The organism is Nisaea sp. (assembly GCF_034670185.1).
In the GTDB taxonomy this organism is placed as follows: Bacteria; Pseudomonadota; Alphaproteobacteria; order Thalassobaculales; family Thalassobaculaceae; genus Nisaea.
The window spans coordinates 733,884-756,862 of record NZ_JAXMNY010000002.1; the positions used below are offsets into that span (position 1 = coordinate 733,884).

Here is a 22,979-nt window from a genome sequence, read left to right on the forward strand (position 1 = left end):
AAATTATATTCAAATTGCGCCAAACACTAGCCGATCCGGGCATCTAAAAACAATGCCGATCATTTCAAACAATGGACCTGAAGGATGCGCGTGTGACAAAACGCATGCCCTGCTCGCTAACGGGTTGTACGGGTAAGGAAGCGCGGAGGTGCCTGCATGTCCCCACCCGCGCCCGGTTTTCTTGCCGGGCCCGTCCGGCGTTGCGGCGCATCCATATCCCGCCAGTCGCGCTCGGTTCCGAACGGCGCCACCTCGCCGAGCTCTTCCCGAATGATCGCATGGGCCAGATTTTCGGCGGCCGAACCAATGTCGCTACGCTGCCAGTCCGGCAGGGCATCGAATGCGGCGCGGGCCATGAAACGGTCGATCTGCTTGCCTGATGTGTAGGCACGCCGGATTTCCCGCGTGACCTTATCGGAGGGCCCTAGTTTCTCGGAAATCGTATCCGAAAGGATGCCCAGTGCTTTGCGGTCCGTTCTGTCGAAGTCGGCCATCGGAGGCTCCAATTAAACACGTACTCCTAAGATAAGGGCACGACGTCCTTCTGTCACGAGTTTGCGCTCAGCTGAATTTCCGAACAGCCGTCCTGAGACCGCTAAGCACCTGATCTTCCAGGATCCCGCCATTATCCGTGATGCGGTCCGCGATCACGACATACATGGCATCGATATGCAGCTGCAGGATTTCAAACTGGATCCGGCCCAGCGTCTGACGTTCGGTCACGAAATCATTCAGAGTCGTGGCGATCAGACTGAGCACCTGATAGCCGATCGTGCCGCCCATACCCTTGATCTGCAGGCTTTCCTCGAACACCAGCTTCAGCAGATCAACATCGCTCATCTGGCCATCGGTCCGGGCTTGCGCACTTGCACGCAATTTGCGCAGACGCGCCGCAAGATCGACCACAAACCGTTCGCGGGACTTGTTGACCACTTCTTCCAGACGGCGCAGGACACCGGGACTGAGACGCAGGTCCATCCCGGTCGTGCTGTTGACGGCGCGCTGGGTCAAATCCTCCGCCGGAGGCAAAAGCTTTGATTTCGCCACAGTCAATTCGACACCCTAGCTGCTAATCTCGCCGGTCCGGCCCATTAAAAGGCACCTGCCGACGACGTCTGTCAGGACCAAAATACTCGTTACTGTCTACGAAAGCGCGCGGCCGCGCAACGATACCGACCATGCGCCGGTAAAAACCCTCAACCCCGTAAGGCTTTGCAATAAATTCCGTAACGCCTGCGTCACGGGCTTCGAAAACATGCTCCTTCGCCGACATCGCGGACATCACCAGGATCGGCATCTGCTTGTGCGCCCTGGTTTTACCGTCGCGCACCGTGCGGATCAGCTCGAGGCCGCTGCGTGGAGGCAGGTGGAGTTCGGTCAACAGGACGTCGACAGAGTCGGAGCCGAGAACGTCAATTCCATCATCGAAACTGTGCGCCACAAATACCGTCTCCGCGCCCATTGTCAGCAACAGGTCGCGCGCCAGATCAGCGGAAAGCGCGTTACCGTCAACGATCAAAAAATGGACACCACCAAAATCTACTTTTTCCGCCATGAACGGATATGCCTTCCCTCGAAAAGCTGACCTATACCTCAAATTCGGCGCGGTCGCCCGAACGGACTTTGAGAGATATCAAAGCCTTTCAGTAAAACCCGCACGCACAATCCATACCAGATGCGACGCCAGTCGCGGTTTTCGGTCGCTCGCACAGGCTTATTGATCATTATTTCACGCATATGGCGTGGAACGCACACGCATTTGTGACCGACTACCTCGCCCCCTATTGCCATAGGCGGCGACACGCATCGCCGAGCTGGCGTTTACCCCGCTCCATTCTGCCTGAAATCGCACAAGACCGATCCGACTGTCGGACTTGCCCGGCCCGCCAAGTCCGCTAGGCTCGTTTACATGGCTGACCAGCAACATATCCCTCTCACGCGCGATACGATCCGATCGGGTCACATCCGCGACCTGATCCGGAAAAACGCCGTTGCCTACAAGGTCCTCAGCGACGAGGAACTTCATGCATCGCTCGCCTCAATGTTCTCCGGCGGCGTTCCGGAGACGGATGTCTGGCTGTTCGGTTACGGATCGCTGATCTGGAACCCGTCCTTCCATTTCGCCGAGAAATGCTGCGCCACGGCCCGCGGATATCACCGGCGGTTCTGCCTGCAGACCCATCTCGGGCGCGGGTCGCCCGAAGTGCCGGGCCTGACGCTCGCCCTCGACCGCGGAGGGTGCTGCCGCGGCGTCGCCTTCCGCATCTCGAAGGAAAAAGCCGCCGAGGAACTCGAAATTGTCTGGCGTCGGGAAATGGTGAGCGACGCCTATATCCCGCGCTGGCTTTCCATGACCGGACCGAGCGGCCCCTTCAAGGCCCTCGGCTTTGTGATGAACCGCAGCCACGAACGCTATGTCGGCCAACTCCCCGAAGAGGAAATGGCCCAGACCATCGAACGGGCCAGCGGCTTTCTTGGCCCCTGCTCAGACTATCTTTTCAATACGGTAGAGCATCTCGACGAGCTGGGCATGCCGGACCGGGGCCTGACCCGGCTGCGCGACAGGGTTCTGGAAATTCGTGGCGGCGGAGACTAGCCGGAGCAGCCACGACGGGATTAAGGTTTTCACCAGTTTCGATCCGGCGACCCGCATCAGCATCGGTCTCGAAGGAATCCAGGAATGCCCGTGAAGCCTCTTGCCACCAAGGCCCTCTACACCAAGACGGATCTCCGGCCGCTTTCTATCAAGAGCACCGAAGACCTTGAGGATATCGAGGCCCTGATCGGCCAGGAGCGGGCTCTCGGCGCCGTGCGTTTCGCCACCCGGATGCGGCAGCGGGGCTACAATCTCTTCGTCATCGGACCGAAAGGCTCCGGCAAGCACATGGCGGTGAGCCGCTTCCTGGAGCAGCGCCGTGCCGAGCTCGAGGCGCCGAGCGACTGGGTTTATGTGCACAATTTCGAAAACGCCTATACGCCGACTGCGATCGCCCTGCCCCCCGGCCGGGCCGAGCCGTTCCGGCGCGCCATGCAAGAACTTGTCACCGATCTTGAAGCGGTGATCCCGGCGCTGTTCGAAAGCGAGGATTACCGACTGCGGATCGATGCCGTGAACAAGGAGGCGGCGGAAAAGCAGCAGAACGCCCTGGAAGCCGTGGACAAGGAGGCGCGGGAACAGAAACTGACCTTGATTAGAACACCTCAGGGCTTCGCTTTCGCGCCGCTTTCCGGCAAGACGACAATGGCTCCCGAGACCTTCCAGAAGCTCCCCGAAGCCGCCCGAAAGCGCTATCAGGACGCGACCCAGAGCATGATGGAGGTACTGCAGAAAACCCTCCGCTCGCTGCCGCATATCGAGCGCGACCGTTATCGCAGCCTGAGAAAAATCAACCGCGAGACCGCTCGCCGCGTCATCAAACAGGAAATTGCGGACGTCGAGAAGGAAATGACAGGGGCCGATGCGGCCCTCAAGCACCTGAAAGCCGTCGCCGACGATATGGTCGAGCAGATCGGCCTGTTCCTTAACACCGAGGAAGGCAGCCCGGACGCCATCCCGGGTGACGTCGGCGAAAGCGCGGTCGAGAGCGACCCGATGCATCGCTACCAAGTCAATGTTCTGGTCTCGAACCGTCCGGCGGGCGGAGCGCCTGTGATTGTCGAAGACCATCCGGCGCTGAGCAAACTGGTCGGCCGGATCGAGTACTACGCGCATATGGGCACGTTGACCGCGGACTTTTCGCTCATCCAGTCCGGCGCCCTGCACCGGGCCAATGGCGGTTTTCTGCTGATCAACGCGGACAAACTACTGCTCAATCCGATGAGCTGGGAAGCCCTGAAACGCGCGCTCTACGCTGAGCAGGTCACCATAGAAGCGCCCAACATGACCACGGCGACGGCAACCGTGGTGTCACTGCAGCCGGATCCTATTCCGCTCGATCTGAAGATCGTACTGTTCGGGGATTACCGGCTCTATCTCATGCTCTCCGCGCTCGACCCGGACTTCCAGGACCTGTTCAAGGTCGCCGCCGATTTCGAAGAGGCCATGGAACGGACGCCGGAGAACGACCAGCTTTTCGCCCGCCTCGTCACCACCATCACCCGCAACAACAAACTCCGCCCCTTCATACGCGCAGCCATTGAGCGGGTCATGGAGCATGCCGCACGGCTGGCCGGGGATTCCGAACGGTTGTCGACCCGCGTCGGCCAGATAGCGGATCTGATGCGCGAGGCCGATTACTGGGCCCGGGAAGAGAACAGGGACACGGTCGTGCGTGGCGATGTCGACCGTGCCATCGCCGCCCAGACCCACCGCGCAGACCGGCTCCGGCAGCGGACGGTGGAGGAGATTACCCGCGGCACGGTGCTGATCGATAGCGATGGCGCAAAGGTCGGCCAGGTCAACGGGCTCTCGGTCCTCTCGATCGGCAATTTCGCCTTCGGCAAGCCGAGCCGGATTTCCGCGACGGTCAGGGTCGGCGCCGGAAAGGTTATCGATATTGAGCGCGAGGTCGAACTTGGCGGCCCGCTGCATTCCAAAGGCGTGATGATCCTCTCCGGCTACCTCGCGCAGAATTACGCGGCGGACGCCCCTATGGCCCTCGCCGCGACACTGACTTTCGAGCAGTCCTATGGCGGCGTCGATGGCGACAGCGCCTCCTCAGCCGAGCTCTACGCCCTGTTGTCGGCACTCTCCGAGCTGCCGATCGACCAGTCCCTCGCCGTCACCGGCTCGGTGAACCAGATGGGCGAAGTACAGGCCATCGGTGGGGTGAACGAGAAGATCGAAGGCTTCTTCGACGTCTGCGTGGCGCGCGGACTGACCGGCAAACAGGGCGTCCTGATCCCTGCATCGAACGTGAAGCATCTGATGCTGCGCGAGGATGTGGTCGACGCCTGTCGGGAAAAGAAGTTCCGCATCCTGCCTATAACCACGATCGCGGAAGGCATCGAGACACTGACAGGCAAGAAAGCAGGCGAGCGTGGGGCCGGCGGGAAATATCCGTCAGCCAGTATCAATCGGCTGGTTGAAGACCGGCTGGTCGGCTTCGCGGCTCTGCGTGCCAAAGCAGCAGCGAGAGCGAAAGAAACCTGACCGCTAGAGATACGTCCCCGCCAGCGTCACCAGCTCCCCGCCAACGCCGAGCTTGAAGCGGGAAACGCCGGGCATGTGCAACCCGTCGACTCCGCCGAGATCGAGCCACTCTACGCCCATGCCCTTCAGCTTGGTGATGGCGCTCCAGAGCAGCAGGTTGTGGGCTTGCTTCTCGCGCCCCTCCACCCCGGTCCAGCCGACATAGTAGGTCGCGGAATTACCATGCCGAACGGTCAGGATCGCGGCGATCGGCTCGCTGCCGACATAGGCGGTGAAAACCTGCGTCGCGCGCTTGTCCCGGCTGCTATCCGCGATGGCGGCAACGAAGGCGCCTGCCGGTGCCCGGAACTTGCGCCGCTTTCGGTGCTGGTCGTGCCGGGTCAGCAGCCATTCCATCGGTGCACCGCCAAAACCGCTGCGCACGCGGATCGGCTCCGCTTCCGCAAGCTTGAGCTGGTTGCGCCATTTCATGTGCAACCCCGCCCGCAACGCCTCCAGTTCCGGACGCAGATCGAGCCAGACGGTGCTGTAGCCGGTCACCATCGGGCGCATGCCGATGCCGCGCAGAAGCGCATCGCTCTCTGTCCCGGCGGCGAGTTCCGGTGTCATGAAGAAGAGATTGAGCTTCGCCACCGGATAGCGTTGCTTGATGAGACCGAAGATCGCCGCGCGTTCCGTCTCTGAGACATCATCCGTCAGGAAGACCGGCCCCCGCGTCAGCTTGGCAATCCGGAAGCCGCCCGGAAAGCGCCATTCGAGCACCAGGGCAAGTGCCACCGGCTCCGGGCCGCGCATGAAAACGGCCGTGACAGGGGTATAGGCAGAGGCACGCGACATGGCCATACCATAGGCGGAGGACTGCTCAAGCGCCGAGCGGTCCGCCCTTGCGACCAACTCGTCCCAGCGCCGCTGATCGACCGCGTCCCAGAGCGCGACGATACCGTCCCGCTCCTCCCCGCGCCGGTCTTTCAGCGGCCGGTCTTTTTTCTCTTCGGCTTTCTGCGCTTTGGCGGCAGCCGCCATTGCAGGTTCCCCCGTACCCGTTCCGCGGCTAGTCTTAGCCCATGTCCGTGCTCGCACAATTCAAAAAGCCGCCCGTGATTCACGGCCACCGGATTCCCGGCCGCCGCTTCACACGCTGGGCCGCGCTTTATTTTATCGGCTTCGTTGCCCTGCCGATCCTCGGCGTCTCGCTGCTGTTTGACCTGATTGGCTATCTGCTGGCGGTGAAGCTGTTCGGCGCATCCTGCTACGGTCTTCTCTGCCTGCTCTGATTAGTCGTCCTTGGCTTCAGGCAAATCGATCCCGGCGAGCTTCTGAAACACCTTGATAACCGCGGAATCGTCCTCCGTTCCGAGGCCCGCCGCAGCCGCGCCGAGGAACTGCTGGTGTGCCGCCGCCGACAGCGGCAACGGAAAGGTCAGCTCCTTGCCGGTCTCCAGCACGATGCCGAGATCCTTCACGAAGATGTTCACGGCACTGAGCGGCGCGTAATCGCCGTCGAGAATATGCGGCACCCGGTTGTTGAACATCCAGGACGCACCGGCGGAATTTGAAATCACCTCGAACAGGTCTGTAGGCGCCACGCCAGCCCGGATACCGAGCGCCATGGCTTCCGCCGCCGCCGCGATATGCACACCCGCGAGCAACTGGTTGATGGTCTTCACGGTCGAGCCTGGCCCGGCCTGATCACCCAGTTGGTAGACCTTCATCGCGATGGCCTTCAGCAGAAAGTCCGCCGCCTCGAATGCCTCCGGCGTGCCGGAGCCCATCACCGTCATCTCGCCGGTCGCCGCCTTGGCGGCACCGCCGCTGACCGGCCCATCGACCATCAGCAGGCCGTGCTCCGCCAGCCGGCCTTCCAGCTCCCGCGCATAGGCCGCAGGTACCGTGCTGCTGGCAACGACGACGGCGCCTTTTTTCATGTGCTTGACCGCGCCGGTCTCGCCGAACAGCACGCTTTCGGTCTGGGCCGCATTGACCACCAGCACCAGCAGCGCATCCACCTTCGATGCCAATTCAGCCGGACTTGCCGCGCCCCTGCCGCCGTTCGCCACGAAATCCGCGACGGACTCGGCTCGAACGTCTGTGCCCCAGGTCTCGACCCCGGCCGCAACCAGAGAGCGGGCCGCGCCCATTCCCATCGAGCCAAGGCCGATGACCCCGGCGATACGTCCCTCACTCATCACATCCCCCTAAATCAAACCGCCATTCACATGAATGACTTGTCCTGTAATGTAGCTCGCTTCACAGGATGCGAGAAAACCGATCACGGCCGCCACCTCATACGACGTGCCCCGCCGCCCCATCGGAATGCGCGCGGAGAGTGCCGCCACACCTTCCGGCGTCATAGCCGAATGGGTGCCCGGGTCTTTCTCGATGAAGCCCGGCGCCACGACATTCACGGTCGCTCCGGACGGTGCGAGCTTGAGGGCGAGTGCGCGCGCCGTTGCCTCAAGAGAGGCTTTCGCCGCAGCGGTCGCCGGAAAGGCTGGCAAGTCGGTGCGCCAGACATGCGGCCCGAAAGCACCCACCGCGATAACCCGGCCCTCTGTCGAGGCTTCCAGCAGCGGCAGAGCCGTCTCCGCCATCTCAAAAAAGGAGCGCGAAATGGCGTTCTGCGCCTGCTCGAACTTCTCCGTCCCGGCCTCGCCAAGCGGCGCCTTGTCCGCGTAGCCCGCATTGGCAACGAGGATATCGAGCCCCCCGAAGCGTTCGGAACAGGCCTCGATCAGATATCGCCCCGCGCCGGGCTCAGCCAGATCCTTCAACAGGGTTTCGGCGGTTGCCCCTTTAGAACGCACCTGCTCGGCGACGGCGTTGAGACCATCCAGGTTCGCGCGCGTATGCAGCAGGAAACGGTCGCCAGTTTGCGCCAGCTTGCGAGCCGCTGCGGCGCCAATACCGCTGGCCGCGCCCGTTATCAGGATTATCCGTTCGCCCATGCGCGAATCCCCCGCAGAAGATGAGACCGGACTGTCGCACGCGGGCGGCTCATGAAAAAGAGAGAGCGATCGTTAAGCGTGGAAAGACAGCCTTCTAGATCCAGCGCCGGACCCGCGCCTTGTAGTCAGTATAGGCCGTGCCGAAGAGGCGCTCGAGATAGGCTTCCTCACGCAGAACCACGCCGTAATGCATCACGCCGACAAAGCCGACGGTGGCTGTCAAAATCCAGAGCGTGTTCCCGGCAAACGCAAGGCCGAACAGCAAGACCACCATGGCGACATACATCGGATTGCGGCTGATCGAGAACAGGCCGGTAGTGACCATGGCGGTGGTCGGCACCCAGGGCTTGGCGCTGGTTCCGGCGCGCTTGAACTGACGTTCCGCGATGATGGCGACAGCGACCGCTCCGACGACCAAAGCGGGGCCGAGATAGGTTTGCGCCCATTCCGGCGCGAAGGGTCTCGGCACGAAAATCTCAAGCACGGCGCCGAAGGCAATGACGATCAGCAGAATGACGGGCGGCGGCAAGATCACGCCCGCCGTGTCCGGCGCACTGTCGGGCTGTTGCTTCTCATCCATGCCTGTCCCCTTTGTTTCAGCCGCTCGGCTTACCACACCTTCCGGTTCAGGAGGTACTGGTAGCGGCATCCTGTTCCACAATTTTTAGCCATGGCCAGCGCTCCCGGTAACTCCCGCACTTGAACTGAAACTGATGCGGCGTCGGGTTCATCGGATTGTAGCGCAGGACACCCGCGAACATATCCTCGAAGCCGTAGGGCGCATGCACCTCGCCCGCTTGCGAAATGCCGCAGCAGGTGCCCGCGACAACAAACCGGTCGATACCCGTACGGGATTCGGAAATCGGCGGATAAGGCACCCCGAACCGCGCCTCGTACCAGAGCGGAACCCGCGCCTGATTACGGATCTCGACCTCGACCCCAAGATCGGCGAACAGGGCCGCCCCGCGCCGGATCACCGCGTCCTCCGCCTCATAGCTGGTATCCGGGTCGTAGTAGAAAATATCGTAGTCCCGGATATTCTCGGTCAGCGGGCGACCGGACAACTCATTCCAGACCGTCCCGAACAGACAGCCTGCCACCAGCCAGCCATCCTCGACGCCAAGATCCGGCATCCGCTCCAGGATAGCCTGGTTCACCGGGTTATTCAGCACCACCCCAAGAAACCGCTCCTGCAAGCTCTCTTCGGTCATCGAACGGGCCCCTGTTTTCGACCATGTGGAATTCATCCCATGCACAGACACCAAAGCACCGTCAACAGATTGACCGGGACGCCGCCGCCTGCCTAAGTGCAGGGATCAATCCATTCGATGGCCGCGCGACCGACTCCGGAAACCGGCCGAAATCAGGCCCGCCCGCCATGTCCATACCCGCGCCCGTTCGCCATCTCGCCAGCTTCGCCTTTGCGGCCAGCGCCGGCTGGGCATTCGCCGTTCTTGGCGTGCCTCTGCCCTGGCTGTTGGGGCCCATGCTCTCGGTCGGGGTACTCAGCATGGCCGGGCTCACGCTCTCCATGCCGAAAGGCGCACGGCAGACCGGCCAGCTTCTGCTCGGCACCGGCATCGGCCTCAATTTCACCCCCACCGTCGCCGCCTTCGTGGTGGACCATATCGCGGTGATGGTCATCTGCGCGCTGGCCTCGATCCTGTTCGGGCTGCTCGCGGCGCTATACCTGCGCAAGGTTGCGAAAGTGAGCATGGCCACCGCCTATTTCGCCAGCGTGCCCGGCGGCGTCGTGGAGATGGCCCTGCAGGCGACGAAGTGGGGCGGCGAGATGGCACCGGTCTCGCTCGCCCAGTCCCTGCGTATTCTCTGCGTCGTCACCACCATCCCGACCACGCTAACCCTTATCGGCGCGGTCGGGCATTCACCGTTCGAGGCGCAAAATCTCCCGTTCGACCTGCAGGGCTTTCCGGTCCTGATCGTCCTTTCCCTGCTGTTCGGTGGCCTGATGGCCTGGCGCAAGATCACCAACGGCTGGCTGCTCGGACCGCTTGCCGCAGGCGCTCTCGTGACGGTGCTGGATCTGCACCTTTCCGGCATGCCGCGTGAGCTGCTCAATCTCTCGCAGGTCCTGATCGGCTGCTTCATCGGCCTGCGCTACCGCCGCGAGCTGGTGCTGCCGCTGAAGCGCTTCCTGCCCCATGCATTGCTCAGCACGCTGGTTCTGGTCGGACTCAACATCCTGTTCGGGCTTGGCGTGGCAGAGGTGACCGGCCTGCCAGCCGCCACCATGGTGCTTTCCGTCTCTCCCGGCGGCATGGCGGAAATGAGCATCACTGCTGCCGTGCTCGAACTCGGGGTTCCGCTGATCGCGGCTTTCCATATAATCCGTATTTTTCTGGTTATTGCCCTCTCGGGCCTTATCTTCCGCTATATTCTAAGTTCAAAAATCTAGAAAATCGTTATTTTCGGTTGAAAAACAAAAACCAATGGCGTTCCGCCAGTACCTAGAACCGGGATTCCCGGGAGGAAAAAATCCATGAACGCAGCTGTCGCCGCGAACCAGTCCGGCCTGTCGCTCGAAGAGCGTGCTGAACAGGAGCGCATGATTCTGGACGCTGTCGAGCGCTTCCTCTCCCGTGACGTCGCGCCTTACGCCCACAAGCTCGAAGCAGAGGATGCCTGGCCGGAAGACATTGTTGGCAAGATGGCGGAGCTCGGTCTGTTCGGTGCCACCATCGGTGAGGACTGGGGTGGGCTTGGCCTCACGGCCTCGACCTATACGAAAATCGTCGAGCGGGTCAGCCGGGTATGGATGTCGATCTCCGGCATCTTCAACTCCCACCTCATCATGGCCGCCGCCGTCGAGCGCTCCGGCACAGAAGCGCAAAAGGCCGCCTGGCTGCCACGCTTCGCCAGTGGCGAACTGCGCGGCGGCATTGCGTTGACCGAACCCGACGCCGGCACCGATCTGCAGGCCATCCGCCTGCGCGCCGACAAGACCGAGGGCGGCTACCGGCTGAACGGCACCAAGATGTGGATCAGCAATGCCTATCACGGCCACATCATCGCGGTACTGGCCAAGACCGATCTCGAGGCAAAACCCCGGCACAAGGGCATGAGCCTGTTCCTGGTGGAAAAGGGCGACGGTTTCAACGTCACCAAGAAACTGGAAAAGCTGGGCTACAAGGGCATCGATTCCGCAGGTTTCACCCTCGACGACTATTTCGTGCCGGACGCAAATCTGGTCGGAAATGTCGAAGGCCGCGGTATGCAGCAGATCCTTGGCGGGCTGGAGCTCGGCCGGATCAATGTCGCCGCACGCGGCGTCGGCATCGCCCGGGCCTGCCTTGAAGAATCGGTGCAGTATTCACAGGTCCGCAAGACCTTCGGCAAACCGATCGCGGAGCATCAGGCAATCCAGCTGAAGCTGGCCGACATGGCAACCCAGGTCGAGGCTGCCCGGCTGCTGACCGAACAGGCCGCCGCCGCCTATGACCGGGGCGAGCGCTGTGACATGGAAGCCGGCATGGCGAAGCTGTTCGCCACCGAAGCCGCGCTGCATAACAGCCTGGAGGCCATGCGCCTGCACGGTGCCTATGGCTATGCCAAGGAATACAATATCGAGCGCTATTACCGGGACGCCCCGCTGCTCGCCATCGCCGAGGGCACGAACGAGATGCAGCGCCTGATCATCGCCAAGCAACTGATCCAGCGGAATCCCGCCTGAGCTTGCTCGATCAAGCTTTACCGAAAAGCCCGGCTTTAGCCGGGCTTTTTTGTGCGCAAACTCCTAATTTTCCGAGAACTTCCAAATGGAGGCGCTGTCTGGAAACTCAGGCGATATTCACGAAAAACTGTTGTCAATTTCGCTCTGTCGTATAGTTGTACGACCACCTCAAAGATGATTAACTTTTCTTAATATATACTTCAGATATACGGATTTATTTTATGGGATTGTACACCGGCTATTCCTTTGTCCCTTCGTCAACGGTCTATTACACGACCGAGCTCGACTATAGTTTCGCTTACTATGGGTTTTATGAGGTTTCATCTTCTGAGAAATCCATAACGCATTCCGTATTCGCGGAGTGGGGTCGCGACCTCTCCATCAATTTCGTCCACACCTCGAACACTGATTTCGCCGACGTAATCGTCATGGAAAGTTACATTGACGGGTATGGCGGCACACTGGGTGTGAATATTCCCTATGACGGCAATGGGGACTTTGTGATCAGCACGACAGGCGTGGATTACGACTTCGTCGTCATGGATTACTACGATTCATCATACTTCAGGACGACTCTTCGGCATGAGGTCGGGCACGCACTGGGCCTCGACCACGACGATACTCCAGGCAGCCTGATGAATCCTCTACTGAACGGCGCCGAAACGATCACTGATTACGATATCGCCAAGGCCGCAGCTATTTACGGATACAACAAGACCGGCACGGCCGGCGCCGACGACTTAAGCGGCAGCCAGACTGGTGACCGGTTCAGCACGCTCGGCGGCAACGATATCGTCCGCGCCGGACTTGGTAACGACACTGTGCTGGCCGGTGACGGCAACGACATCCTGATGGGCGAATCTGGCGCCGACAATCTTTCAGGCGAGGCCGGTGCCGACATCATCTACGGCAATCTTGAAGTCGACTATCTGGACGGCGGCGCCGGGGACGATACCATCTTCGGCGGCCAGAACAGCGGAACCGCCCGCCTCGACGCCTACGGCGTCCTGCGCCAACAAGATGGCGTGGAGACAATCGTCGGCGGAGACGGCAATGATTCGATCTTCGGAAACTATGGCAACGATATTCTCTCTGGCGGAGCTGGAAACGATACGCTTTTCGGCGGCCAGAACGAGGATACGCTGGATGGCGGCTCCGGCGACGACCTGCTGCTCGGCAACCGTGAGAACGATCATCTCACCGGTGGTCTGGGTGCCGACACCTTCTTCTTCGCGACAGACGGACAGGGCGACGACGTGGTCACCGATTTCAATGCGGCCGAGGGCGACAAGCTGGCTTTCACAACCGCCTATTCCACATCGAGCAGCGGATCGGATCTGGTGATCACCCATGGCGGCGGGACGGTGACGCTGATCGGTGTCTCCAGCACCGGCGTCGACGCGGGCTGGATCGCCTAAGCAATTGAAAGAATAGCTGCCGGCGCGAAGCGGGCAAAACATTGTGCACGCCCCCCTTAAGTGGCGCGCTTCAAAACCTATGATTGAGGAGTTGTCGGGGGTGGGCGTTTACAACGGATACAACGTGGGTTCTGGCGGCGGCTACAACTGGAACGCCACGTCGGAGATGAGAGCGCAAGGCTATTACGATGTTTCCTACTATCTTAGGGGCACCGTAACGGACGCTTTCGAGGTCTGGGACAACAACGTCGATTTCAATTTCTATGGAACAGACATATTCGACTCGGCGTTTGTCTTTGTCGGCATAAAGACTGTTGGTAGTTCGACCGAGACAAGCGCGAGAACGGTCTTCAATGACCCTGATGGCGACGGCCGGTTGGGATGGGAAGGCGGTGAGAGTTATGGTGATGGCACCGCTTTCATCTATCTGGATCTGAGTTTTTCGGATCAGACCGATCTGGACAAGATCTACGAAGTCCTGATGCACGAGATCGGCCACGTTGTTGGCCTTGCTGATAGCTCAAATTCGGAGAGCATTATGAACCCCGCGCTGGACGGGGATCCGACACTTTCGGCGACCGACAAATCTAACCTCGACGCCCTTTATACAAATCTTCCCGAAAACACCGTTACCAACACGACCCCGACTACGGAACCAAGCTCGGGCAGAGTTACCGGCACTTCCAGCAACGACTTGCTGACCGGCGCAGAAACCGGAGACACCTTATCCGGCGGGTCCGGCAACGATATTCTCTCAGGAAATGGCGGAACCGATTACCTGTTCGGCGGCAACGGCAACGATCTGATCTACGGTAACAAGGAGATCGACTATCTGGCAGGTGGTTCGGGAAACGATACGATCTTTGGCGGCCAGAACAGCGGCACAGCCCGCGCCGACGCGTCCGGTCTGATGCGGCAGCAGGACGGGACCGAAACCGTTTATGGAGGCACCGGCGAAGATCTGATTTATGGCAATTACGGGTCTGACATCATTTATGGCGGCTCCGGCAACGACACTGTTTATGGTGGCCAGAACGAGGACACAATCTTCGGAGAAGCCGGCAACGACATGCTCTTCGGCAATCTGGGGAACGACACCATTGACGGCGGATCTGGGTCCGACACTTTCGTGTTCGGGTCGTCGAACCAGGGCTTCGATGTGATCGACAACTTCGACCGCTCCGAGGGCGACCTGATCGCATTTGCAGGCGATCATACGACATCATCCGATGCCGCCGGGAATGTCGTCATCACTTACAACGGCGGCCAGATCAAGCTGACCGGCATTTCCACGTCAGACTTCGAGGACGGGTGGGTGTTATGAACGCCCGGTATCTTCTAATTGCTGCCACCCTGATCGCCTCCGCAATTCACGCTGGAGCTTCTATTGCCGGTCAACAGAAAGAAATTACGGCACGCCAGTCTCCTCTCTATTTCGCACTCGATGTTCCGCAAAAAATCGTCGATGCAGGATGGGATGCCGAATATTCTATGCGCACCTATTCAATCACCTCGATTCCGACGACTCCAATTGACCCACGTGCTGAAATCATCCTGATCAATATGGCTCCCGGCTACTACATGGAATGGGTCACGGAGGCAGAGGGAATGGTCGAGAAGTTTCGCTTCTTCACGAAGGGCGGAAAAGCTACCGGCTCGCAACAACCCGCGAACCTAGGCCATTTTCTGTCAACTTACGTGAAGGCTCGCGCCCATGATCGGGAATGCGTGGTCTTTGCCGGGAAACAGGGACAAGGTGGCGGAGACCTTGCGGTGTCGGAGGGGACTGCCTACATGGCCGGTTATTATTGCCAGCCTGCGACCGACCCGCTCGACGCAAGCGCGATCAGGACAGTCCTCAGCGCTGTCGGCTTGAAGGCTAAAGATACATCGGGGCCAGTCAAAATCCCGGCACCAATACCGGAATAACGAACAACAGCGGAGCCTGCAAATGCAGGCCCCGCTACATGCTCTACCTGTTCATCCGGTTATCGACCAGATCATCCACCACCGCCGGCTCCGCCAGCGTTGAGGTGTCACCGAGGGAATCCTGCTCGTTGGCCGCGATCTTGCGCAGAATACGGCGCATGATCTTGCCGGAGCGGGTTTTCGGCAGGCTCGGAGCCCACTGGATCAGGTCCGGTGAGGCGATCGGACCAATCTCCTTACGCACCCAGGTCACCAGCTCCTTGCGCAGCTCTTCCGACGGCTCCAGCCCGGCATTCAGGGTGACATAGGCGTAAATGCCCTGGCCCTTGATGTCGTGCGGATAGCCGACGACAGCCGCCTCGGCGACCTTGTCGTGCGCGACCAGTGCGCTCTCGACCTCGGCGGTGCCCATGCGGTGACCGGAGACGTTGATCACGTCATCGACGCGGCCCGTGATCCAGTAATAGCCGTCCTCGTCCCGGCGGCAACCGTCGCCGGAGAAGTAACGGCCCGGGAACGTGGTGAAATATGTCTGGATGAAGCGCTCATGGTCGCCATAGACCGTACGCATCTGGCCCGGCCAGCTGTCAGCCATGCAGAGATTGCCCTCTGCCGCGCCTTCCAGCACCTTGTTGTCCGCATCGACAAGGACCGGCTGGACCCCGAAGAAGGGCAGCGTCGCCGAACCCGGCTTCAGTCTGGTTGCCCCCGGCAGCGGGGTGATCAGGATGCCGCCTGTCTCCGTCTGCCACCAGGTATCGACGATCGGGCAGCGCTTGTCGCCGACCACCTCGTGATACCACATCCAGGCTTCCGGATTGATCGGCTCTCCGACCGAGCCAAGGATGCGCAGGCTCTTGCGGCTGGTCGCCTTGACCGGCCCGTCGCCCTCGCGCATCAGCGCCCGGATCGCGGTCGGTGCGGTGTAGAAGACTGAGACGTTGTGCTTGTCGCAGACCTGCCAGAAGCGGCTGAAGTCCGGATAGTTCGGCACGCCCTCAAACATCAGGGTGGTGGCACCGTTCGCCAGCGGGCCGTAGATGATGTAGCTGTGCCCCGTGACCCAGCCGACATCGGCCGTGCACCAGTAGACCTCACCGTCCTGATAATCGAAGACATACTCGTGCGTCATCGAGGCGAAGACCATGTAGCCGCCGGTGGTGTGCAACACACCTTTCGGCTTACCGGTCGAGCCCGACGTGTAGAGGATGAATAGCGGGTCTTCTGCGCCCATCTCCGTCGGCGGGCAGTCGTCGGACGCCGCATCGCAGATGTCGTGATACCAGTGATCCCGGCCCTCGACCCAGTTGATCTTGCCGCCGGTACGCTTGACGACAACCACCGTCTTGCAGTCGGGGCAGCCCTCCAGCGCCTTGTCCGTATTGGCCTTCAGCGGGACCGGGCGGCCGCCGCGCAGCCCCTCGTCCGAGGTGATCACGATGTTGGACTCGCAATCCTGGACCCGGCCCGCCAGTGCGTCCGGCGAGAAGCCGCCGAAGACGATGGAATGCACCGCACCGATCCGGGCGCAGGCCAGCATGGCGACCGCAGCCTCCGGAATCATCGGCAGATAGATCGTCACCCGGTCGCCTTTTTTGACGCCGAGGTCTTTCAAAGCGTTGGAGAATTTGCAGACGTCGCGATGCAGCTCGCGATAGGTGATCTTCCTGTCGTCCTTCGGATCGTCGCCTTCCCAGATGATCGCCACCTGATCGCCGCGCGTTGCAAGATGCCGGTCGAGGCAGTTCGCAGCCGCGTTCAGAGTGCCGTCATGAAACCATTTAATGTGCAGATCCTTGGCGTCGAAAGAGACGTCCTTGACCTTGCTGTAAGGCTTGATCCAGTCGATGCGCTTGCCATGCTCGGCCCAGAAACCTTCCGGATTCTCGACCGAATTCTTGTACATTTTCTCGTACTTGGCTGCGTCCGCATGGGCCGTCTTGGCGATGTCCGCCGGCACCGGAAAATCATGCACGTCCCACATAGTTACCCCCTTGAGTATTGCGCGGTCTGACCACCGCATTCGTTATGTTTAATTGGCCGTAACTATAACAACCGTTTCTCTACGGTTAAGCGATTTTTGTGCGCTGCGTTGCCGCGCCCCCTTCCGCTTGCCCTAACCTCCGTCCGCGCCTTCGATTTCCTCTTCCAGCGCTTCCGGGCTCTCAGCGTCGACCACCTTTGCCGCAATCCCGAAACCGAACCCCTGCCGGGCAAGCGCCGCCATGTCGCGGTCGCGGTTCTCTTCCCGCTTTTCCGGAAGCCGGAACGGGCCGATCCGCCGACGCCGGGCATACCGTGCTGCCGAGGCCAACTCGCCGTTCTCCTGATCGACAACCTCGGCCAGCGCCGCGTCTATATCCTCAGACGAGACACCCTTTTCCATCAACTTCCGCCTGATCATCTTGGTCGAGGTGCCCCGCGAGACAAGAGACCGGACGCGGGTTTCGGCGAACAGCCGGTCGTTCAGGATGCCCGCCTCGGTATAGCGCTGCACCACGGCGTCGACCATCTCCGCGCCTTCCGCTGGGTCGCTGCCGTGATAGGCGGAGGACAACCGGACCCGCCGCATCAACACCGCTTTCAGGTTCGCGGCGGAGCTGGCATAGCGCTCCATGTACCAAAGCGCGACATTGCGCAGGTAGCTCTCGGTGATTGGTTTCGGCGGCTTTTTCTCGCGGCGTTTGTTCCCTGCGCCTCGACCATCGCCACCGCCATCGGTGAAATCATTCATGCGGATTTCCGGGCCGGTACGGTTGCTTCCCGTGCAACGCACCCCATTTTGTTGCTGTCACATCGCTTAGGCGCCTATTGTGCGCGCCCAACACAACCTAAGCCATCGGCCCGTACATGTCAGACCGTCCTTTCGTCTCGAATCTGAACGAGAACAGTATTCCTGTTCCCTCCGTGCGCAGGGTAGGCGTGGTCAACTGGATCGGTGTCTGGACACTCTATGAAAAAGAGGTCCGCCGTTTTCTGAAGGTGATCACCCAGACCGTGTTCGCGCCGGTCGTCACCTCACTGCTGTTCCTGGCGATCTTTACCCTGGCCCTGCAGCGCTCGATCGATATCGGCGGCGGCATCAGCTATTCCGAATTCCTGGCCCCAGGCCTCGTCGTCATGGCGATGATGCAGAACGCGTTTGCGAACACCTCCTCCTCAATCATGATATCGAAGGTACAGGGCAATATTGTCGACGTGTTGATGCCCCCGCTCGGGCCGGGTGAGCTGCTGGCTGCCTTTGCCCTCGGCGGCGTGACGCGCGGCCTGATCGTCGGGGTCTCCACCGTCGTCACCATGTCGCTCGCGGTCGGCTTCCACGCGGCGCATTGGCCGGTGGCCATCTTCTTCGCGGTGTCCGCTTCGCTGGCGTTAGCCCTGATCGGCATCGCCGCCGGCATGTGGGCGGAGAAATTCGACCACCTGTCCTCGGTGACCAACTTCGTGATCCAGCCGCTCGCCTTTCTGTCCGGCACCTTCTATTCGATCGACCGGCTGCCCGGCATCTGGAACCAGATCGCACACCTCAACCCGTTCTTCTACATGATCGACGGCGTGCGCTACGGCCTGATCGGCTGGTCCGACAGCGACCCGCTGATTGGTGCTGCCGTGCTGACGGGGATGAACGCGGCTCTGATGGGCCTGTGCTACCTGCTGCTGAAGCGCGGCTACAAGATCCGCAGCTAACGCACAAAACCGCTGGTCCCTTGGGCGCTGTCTGCTATTTTGCGCCAAATTGGGATTATTGGGCGGACCAGGATATGACCGCGGACACCTCAGCGGCAGCACCGGACAGCGGCACACGCGAAAAGCGCACAACCGGGATTCTGCCGAGCCAGACCATCCGGGAGATGATCAAGGGCGGTCAGATCATTTCTGACACGCCGGTCATAGACGCGCAGATCCAACCGTCCAGTATCGATCTCCGGCTTGGCGACGAAGCCTACCGGGTCCGCGCCAGTTTCCTGCCCGGCCGGAACGCCACCGTGCGCGACCGTCTCGAAACCCTCGCCATGCACAGGATCGACCTGCGCGACGGCGCGGTGCTGGAAAAGGGCTGCGTCTATATCGTCCGCCTGCAGGAAAGCGTCTCGCTGCCGCCCAAGATCTCCGGCACGGCGAACCCGAAAAGCTCCACCGGCCGGCTCGACATCTTCACCCGGCTGATCACCGATTACGGCACCGAGTTCGAGAGCGTGCCCGAAGGCTATGACGGCCCGCTCTATGCCGAGATCAGCCCGCGCACCTTCAGCGTGCTGGCCCGCACTGGCTCGCGGCTGAACCAGCTCCGCTTTCGGCGCGGCCACCCGGTTGCCAGCGACGCGGCGATGCGGCGGCTGCAGGACAGCGTGGTGCTGGTGCATGGCCAGGAGGCCGACATCAAGGAGGGCGTCGCCGTCAGCGTGGACCTGACCGGTGAGCCGAAGACCGGGCTGATCGGCTACAAGGCGAAGCAGCATACCGGACTGATCGATATCGACCGGCCGGGCAGTTACGAGGTGCTGGATTTCTGGGAGCCACTATACCGCCAGAAAGACCGCCCGGCGGAACTGGTGCTGGATCCGGACGAGTTCTACATCCTCGCCTCGAAGGAATATCTCTCCGTCCCGCTCGACCACGCGGCGGAGATGCGGGCCTACGACACCAAGGTCGGCGAATTCCGGGTGCATTATGCCGGCTTCTTCGATCCGGGCTTCGGCATGTCCGAGGCGGGCGGCGAGGCGACACGCGGCGTGCTTGAGGTGCGCTCCCACGACGTGCCCTTCGTCATCAGTGACGGACAGGTGGTCTGCCGCCTGGTCTATGAACCGCTGATCGAGATCCCGGACAAGATCTATGGCGCCGGAGGCATCGGCTCGAACTATCAGGGCCAGGGCCTGAAGCTCGGCAAGCATTTCCGGAGCTAACCGGTGACCCATCCCCGGGACTGAACCGCGCCGATTCTATTCAGCATTAAGATCGCTTTCATAACGTATATTCGATGCCGGCTTCCGGAAGAGTCAGCCGAGCGTCATGCGATCGAAGCGTTCGAGGTGTAACTCCGGGAAATCGATCAGCGTAAGCAGCGCACAGGCTGAAAACAAAATCAGCGCGGAACAAAGGCATCACAATGCCCGCATACCGCGCCGGTTTGACTGTGTGAAAGTAGTCTGGTCTCAGACCGTAATGTCGACACCTGAAGAGGAAGCGCTCTGCGTTCCTGCCGACTGGGCGATCTGCTTCGCTGTTTCAACAGCGCTGGAGACAACCTGGGCCTGGACAATTTGCTGCTGCTTGTCTGCGCGGAACGCGAAAACAGCGAGGCTCGACTGCACGGGTGCGGTCATGGCGGACTCCTTTCTGGTAATTCCGCGTATCAAGTGCCCGTACTATAGCGGCCAGGGGTTTACGAGTCATGAAGGATCGCTTTGGATTTTATGGAGTTTTAAGGCTTTCTGGAAACAAGGAACCGTGGTTTCCATCGCCTCATGAGTTTAACTCCAACTCCGCTGACGAAGCTTTATCTGAACCATGTCGTCGTTTCCCTGCGCGAACGGAACCCGAAGATCCCGGCTAGGTGATGCGGATGCTGCGTGAGGGCTATGACCGATGGAACCGGACACCGCCCCCGGCCTCGATTCGCACAGTTTCGCGGGATTCCATGCCGCAACACCATATTCCCCTTGGCGTCCCCCGGTTTCCGTGCTTTTTTCGATATCCGGCGGCGCCGGTTTTCGGTGCCGCCATTTTTTATGGTGGAGAAGGACGTTGGTTACCACGGTGATGCCCACATACGGGCGTATAGATATCGCTTTCGAGCGTGGGGAAGGCCCTTATCTGTATAGCACCGAAGGCCGACGATATCTCGATTTCGCATCGGGGATCGCCACCAACTCCCTCGGTCACGCACACCCGCATCTGGTCGAAACGCTGAAGAGCCAGTCAGAAAAGCTGTGGCACGTCTCCAATCTCTACGAGGTTCCGGAACAAAAGCGGCTGGCTGACCGTCTGGTACAGAATTCCTTCGCCGACACGGTGTTCTTCGCGAATTCCGGTGCCGAAGCGAATGAAGGCGCGCTGAAGATCGCCCGCAAGCATCAGTGGGAACGCGGCGAGAAGGAGCGGAACGAGATCGTCTGCTGCACCTCCGCCTTCCACGGCAGGACGCTGACGACTTTGTCCGCGGGCGATAACGAGACCTACCGGACCGGCTTCGGCCCGCGCCCGGAAGGCTTCCGTCATGTTGCTTTCGGCAACATGAACGAGATGCGCGAAGCGATGGGCGCCAAGACCGCTGCCATCCTGGTCGAGCCGATCCAGGGCGAAGGCGGCATCAACACCGCCGATGTCGAGTATCTGAAGGCGCTCCGCCAGGCGGCGGACGAGTTCGGCGCCCTGCTGATCTTCGACGAAATTCAGTGCGGCATGGGCCGGACCGGCAAGCTCTGGGCCTATGAATGGGCCGGGGTCGCGCCGGATATCATGACGCTTGCCAAGGGTCTTGGCGGCGGCTTCCCGGTCGGCGCCATTCTGGCGAGCGAGAAGGCCGCGTCCGGTATGGCGCCGGGCACGCATGGCTCCACCTTCGGCGGTAACCCGCTGGGGATGGCGGTCGCGAATGCGGTGCTCGACGTATTGCTGGAGCCGGGCCTGCTGGATCGCGTCGCGAAACTTGGCGACGACTTCCACAAGCGTCTGGACGCAATTGCATCGCGTTATCCGAAGATCTTTTCGGCGGTCAAGGGCAAGGGCCTGATGCTCGGCCTGGTTTGCGAGGTCAAGAATACCGACTTCCAGGGCAAGCTGCGAGAAGCCGGCCTGCTGACCGTCGGCGCCGGAGGAAACGTTCTGCGTATCCTGCCGCCACTGATCATCGACGAAAGCCATGTCGCCGAAGCGTGCGGCATTATCGAGAAAGTCTGCGCGGACTGGGACGCCTGAACAGGCACCCGGCCGGTCCCCCCGGATGGGGCCGGCCGGCGTCCGCCCCCGATTCTGGAACTCCGATATGACCAAACAGAACCATTTCCTCGATCTCGACCAGATCGATGCGCTCACCCTTCGGTCCATTGTCGACGAAGGCATGGCCATGAAGCGCGGCGAGGCCGGAACCGAAAAACCGCTGGCCGGCAAAACGCTTGCGATGATTTTCGAGAAACCGTCGACCCGAACGCGCGTGTCCTTCGAAGTCGGCATGAAACAGCTCGGCGGCGAGGTCGTGGTGTTGAACGCCGCCGACCTTCAGCTTGGCCGTGGCGAGTCCGTGAGCGATACCGCGAAAGTGCTGTCCCGCTATGTCGACTGCATCATGATGCGGACCTTCGACGAAGCCACAATCCGCGAGATGGCGGAGCATGCCACCGTCCCGGTGATCAACGGCCTGACGGACCATTCCCATCCCTGCCAGCTGATGGCCGACATCATGGCCTTCGAGGAACATCGCGGCCCAATCCGCGGTAAGGTCGTGGCCTGGAGCGGCGACGGCAACAACATGGCCTCCTCATGGATTCACGCGGCGACGAAGTTCGGCTTCGAGCTCCGCATCGCCTGTCCGCCGGAACGCAGCCCGGACCCGGCCCTGCTGGATTGGGCGAAGAAGAATGGCGGTAACGTCATCCTGACACACGATCCGGAAGAGGCCGTCAGGGACGTGGATTGCGTGGTGACCGATACCTGGGTCTCCATGGGCGACGACAGCTCCAACGTGCACAATCAGCTCGGCCCGTACCAGGTGACCGAAGACCTGATGGCAAAGGCCAAGCCGGATGCGATCTTCATGCATTGCCTGCCAGCCCATCGTGGCGAGGAAGTGACGGCCGAAGTCATCGACGGCCCGCAGTCCATCGTCTTCGATGAGGCAGAGAACCGGTTGCATTCGCAGAAGGCCGTCCTCAATTGGTGTCTTTCATAAACCGCCTGGCCTG

The 22,979-nt window shown here is 61.0% G+C and carries 23 protein-coding genes; 12 read left to right on the plus strand and 11 right to left on the minus strand.

Annotated elements, in window-relative coordinates; translation table 11 throughout:
• Window positions 1-116 precede the first annotated feature (116 nt).
• The 3 genes from VOI22_RS13060 to VOI22_RS13070 all read right to left on the minus strand — a co-directional run bounded on the left by VOI22_RS13060 (window position 117) and on the right by VOI22_RS13070 (window position 1,555).
• Window positions 117-494 (minus strand): hypothetical protein, encoded by a 378-nt coding sequence (locus VOI22_RS13060; protein ID WP_323796902.1) that lies wholly within the window; start codon window positions 492-494, stop codon window positions 117-119.
• Between the two features lie 67 nt (window positions 495-561).
• Window positions 562-1,047, minus strand: coding sequence for a hypothetical protein (locus VOI22_RS13065; protein WP_323796903.1), 486 nt, complete (start codon window positions 1,045-1,047; stop codon window positions 562-564).
• Window positions 1,048-1,069: 22 nt separating this feature from the next.
• Window positions 1,070-1,555 (minus strand): response regulator, encoded by a 486-nt coding sequence (locus tag VOI22_RS13070; protein ID WP_028467560.1) that lies wholly within the window; start codon window positions 1,553-1,555, stop codon window positions 1,070-1,072.
• Window positions 1,556-1,909: 354 nt separating this feature from the next.
• Here VOI22_RS13070 and VOI22_RS13075 point away from each other — a divergent pair, with 354 nt between their 5' ends.
• Together VOI22_RS13075 and VOI22_RS13080 are read left to right on the plus strand one after the other, a co-directional pair.
• Window positions 1,910-2,596, plus strand: a complete 687-nt coding sequence (locus VOI22_RS13075) for a gamma-glutamylcyclotransferase (protein ID WP_323796904.1) — start codon at window positions 1,910-1,912, stop codon at window positions 2,594-2,596.
• Window positions 2,597-2,680: 84 nt separating this feature from the next.
• On the plus strand, window positions 2,681-5,092 hold the full coding sequence (locus VOI22_RS13080; protein WP_323796905.1) for an ATP-binding protein: 2,412 nt from the start codon (window positions 2,681-2,683) through the stop codon (window positions 5,090-5,092).
• Between the two features lie 3 nt (window positions 5,093-5,095).
• Here the strand turns inward: VOI22_RS13080 and VOI22_RS13085 are convergent, their stop codons facing one another.
• Window positions 5,096-6,115 (minus strand): lipid II:glycine glycyltransferase FemX, encoded by a 1,020-nt coding sequence (locus tag VOI22_RS13085; RefSeq protein ID WP_323796906.1) that lies wholly within the window; start codon window positions 6,113-6,115, stop codon window positions 5,096-5,098.
• Window positions 6,116-6,156: 41 nt separating this feature from the next.
• Here VOI22_RS13085 and VOI22_RS13090 point away from each other — a divergent pair, with 41 nt between their 5' ends.
• Window positions 6,157-6,366: a hypothetical protein gene (locus VOI22_RS13090; protein WP_323796907.1), complete on the plus strand. Its 210-nt coding sequence runs from the start codon at window positions 6,157-6,159 to the stop codon at window positions 6,364-6,366.
• Here VOI22_RS13090 and ltnD read toward each other — a convergent pair whose 3' ends face one another.
• The 4 genes from ltnD to VOI22_RS13110 form a co-directional block, all read right to left on the minus strand.
• A complete protein-coding gene (gene ltnD, locus VOI22_RS13095; RefSeq protein ID WP_323796908.1) occupies window positions 6,367-7,278 on the minus strand; it encodes an L-threonate dehydrogenase in 912 nt (303 codons plus the stop codon). It abuts the gene before it with no gap.
• Window positions 7,279-7,287: 9 nt separating this feature from the next.
• Window positions 7,288-8,037 carry an SDR family NAD(P)-dependent oxidoreductase gene (locus VOI22_RS13100; protein ID WP_323796909.1) on the minus strand — a complete coding sequence of 250 codons (750 nt, stop codon included), beginning with the start codon at window positions 8,035-8,037 and terminating at the stop codon, window positions 7,288-7,290.
• A 94-nt stretch (window positions 8,038-8,131) separates the two neighbouring features.
• On the minus strand, window positions 8,132-8,617 hold the full coding sequence (locus tag VOI22_RS13105; RefSeq protein WP_323796910.1) for an isoprenylcysteine carboxylmethyltransferase family protein: 486 nt from the start codon (window positions 8,615-8,617) through the stop codon (window positions 8,132-8,134).
• Between the two features lie 46 nt (window positions 8,618-8,663).
• The gene (locus VOI22_RS13110; RefSeq protein ID WP_323796911.1) at window positions 8,664-9,248 is read right to left on the minus strand and encodes a nucleotidyltransferase family protein; all 585 of its coding nucleotides are present in this window, start codon (window positions 9,246-9,248) and stop codon (window positions 8,664-8,666) included.
• 167 nt (window positions 9,249-9,415) lie between these two features.
• On the opposite strand from VOI22_RS13110, the gene VOI22_RS13115 reads away from it, so the two are divergent.
• From VOI22_RS13115 to VOI22_RS13135, 5 genes are all read left to right on the plus strand, one after another.
• Window positions 9,416-10,453, plus strand: a complete 1,038-nt coding sequence (locus VOI22_RS13115) for an AbrB family transcriptional regulator (RefSeq protein ID WP_323796912.1) — start codon at window positions 9,416-9,418, stop codon at window positions 10,451-10,453.
• 84 nt (window positions 10,454-10,537) lie between these two features.
• Complete coding sequence (locus VOI22_RS13120) at window positions 10,538-11,728, plus strand: acyl-CoA dehydrogenase family protein (RefSeq protein WP_323796913.1); 1,191 nt, start codon at window positions 10,538-10,540, stop codon at window positions 11,726-11,728.
• Between the two features lie 221 nt (window positions 11,729-11,949).
• Window positions 11,950-13,146, plus strand: a complete 1,197-nt coding sequence (locus VOI22_RS13125; protein WP_323796914.1) for a matrixin family metalloprotease — start codon at window positions 11,950-11,952, stop codon at window positions 13,144-13,146.
• Between the two features lie 100 nt (window positions 13,147-13,246).
• On the plus strand, window positions 13,247-14,470 hold the full coding sequence (locus VOI22_RS13130) for a matrixin family metalloprotease (protein WP_323796915.1): 1,224 nt from the start codon (window positions 13,247-13,249) through the stop codon (window positions 14,468-14,470).
• Window positions 14,467-15,075: a hypothetical protein gene (locus tag VOI22_RS13135; RefSeq protein WP_323796916.1), complete on the plus strand. Its 609-nt coding sequence runs from the start codon at window positions 14,467-14,469 to the stop codon at window positions 15,073-15,075. The genes VOI22_RS13130 and VOI22_RS13135 overlap by 4 nt, the downstream gene beginning before the upstream one ends.
• A 43-nt stretch (window positions 15,076-15,118) precedes the next feature.
• On the opposite strand, the gene acs is transcribed toward VOI22_RS13135, so the two are convergent.
• Together acs and VOI22_RS13145 are read right to left on the minus strand one after the other, a co-directional pair.
• Entirely contained in the window at window positions 15,119-17,059 is a 1,941-nt protein-coding gene (acs, locus tag VOI22_RS13140) for an acetate--CoA ligase (RefSeq protein WP_323796917.1), read from the minus strand.
• Between the two features lie 132 nt (window positions 17,060-17,191).
• Window positions 17,192-17,809 carry a regulatory protein RecX gene (locus VOI22_RS13145; protein WP_323796918.1) on the minus strand — a complete coding sequence of 206 codons (618 nt, stop codon included), beginning with the start codon at window positions 17,807-17,809 and terminating at the stop codon, window positions 17,192-17,194.
• A gap of 116 nt (window positions 17,810-17,925) precedes the next feature.
• Here VOI22_RS13145 and VOI22_RS13150 point away from each other — a divergent pair, with 116 nt between their 5' ends.
• Together VOI22_RS13150 and VOI22_RS13155 are read left to right on the plus strand one after the other, a co-directional pair.
• Complete coding sequence (locus VOI22_RS13150; protein ID WP_323796919.1) at window positions 17,926-18,762, plus strand: ABC transporter permease; 837 nt, start codon at window positions 17,926-17,928, stop codon at window positions 18,760-18,762.
• Window positions 18,763-18,836: 74 nt separating this feature from the next.
• The gene (locus VOI22_RS13155; RefSeq protein ID WP_323796920.1) at window positions 18,837-19,982 is read left to right on the plus strand and encodes a 2'-deoxycytidine 5'-triphosphate deaminase; all 1,146 of its coding nucleotides are present in this window, start codon (window positions 18,837-18,839) and stop codon (window positions 19,980-19,982) included.
• A 249-nt stretch (window positions 19,983-20,231) separates the two neighbouring features.
• Here VOI22_RS13155 and VOI22_RS13160 read toward each other — a convergent pair whose 3' ends face one another.
• Window positions 20,232-20,402 (minus strand): hypothetical protein, encoded by a 171-nt coding sequence (locus tag VOI22_RS13160; protein ID WP_323796921.1) that lies wholly within the window; start codon window positions 20,400-20,402, stop codon window positions 20,232-20,234.
• Between the two features lie 421 nt (window positions 20,403-20,823).
• On the opposite strand from VOI22_RS13160, the gene VOI22_RS13165 reads away from it, so the two are divergent.
• Window positions 20,824-21,996 carry an aspartate aminotransferase family protein gene (locus VOI22_RS13165; RefSeq protein WP_323796922.1) on the plus strand — a complete coding sequence of 391 codons (1,173 nt, stop codon included), beginning with the start codon at window positions 20,824-20,826 and terminating at the stop codon, window positions 21,994-21,996.
• Window positions 21,997-22,063: 67 nt separating this feature from the next.
• Complete coding sequence (argF, locus tag VOI22_RS13170) at window positions 22,064-22,966, plus strand: ornithine carbamoyltransferase (RefSeq protein WP_323796923.1); 903 nt, start codon at window positions 22,064-22,066, stop codon at window positions 22,964-22,966.
• Window positions 22,967-22,979: the final 13 nt, after the last annotated feature.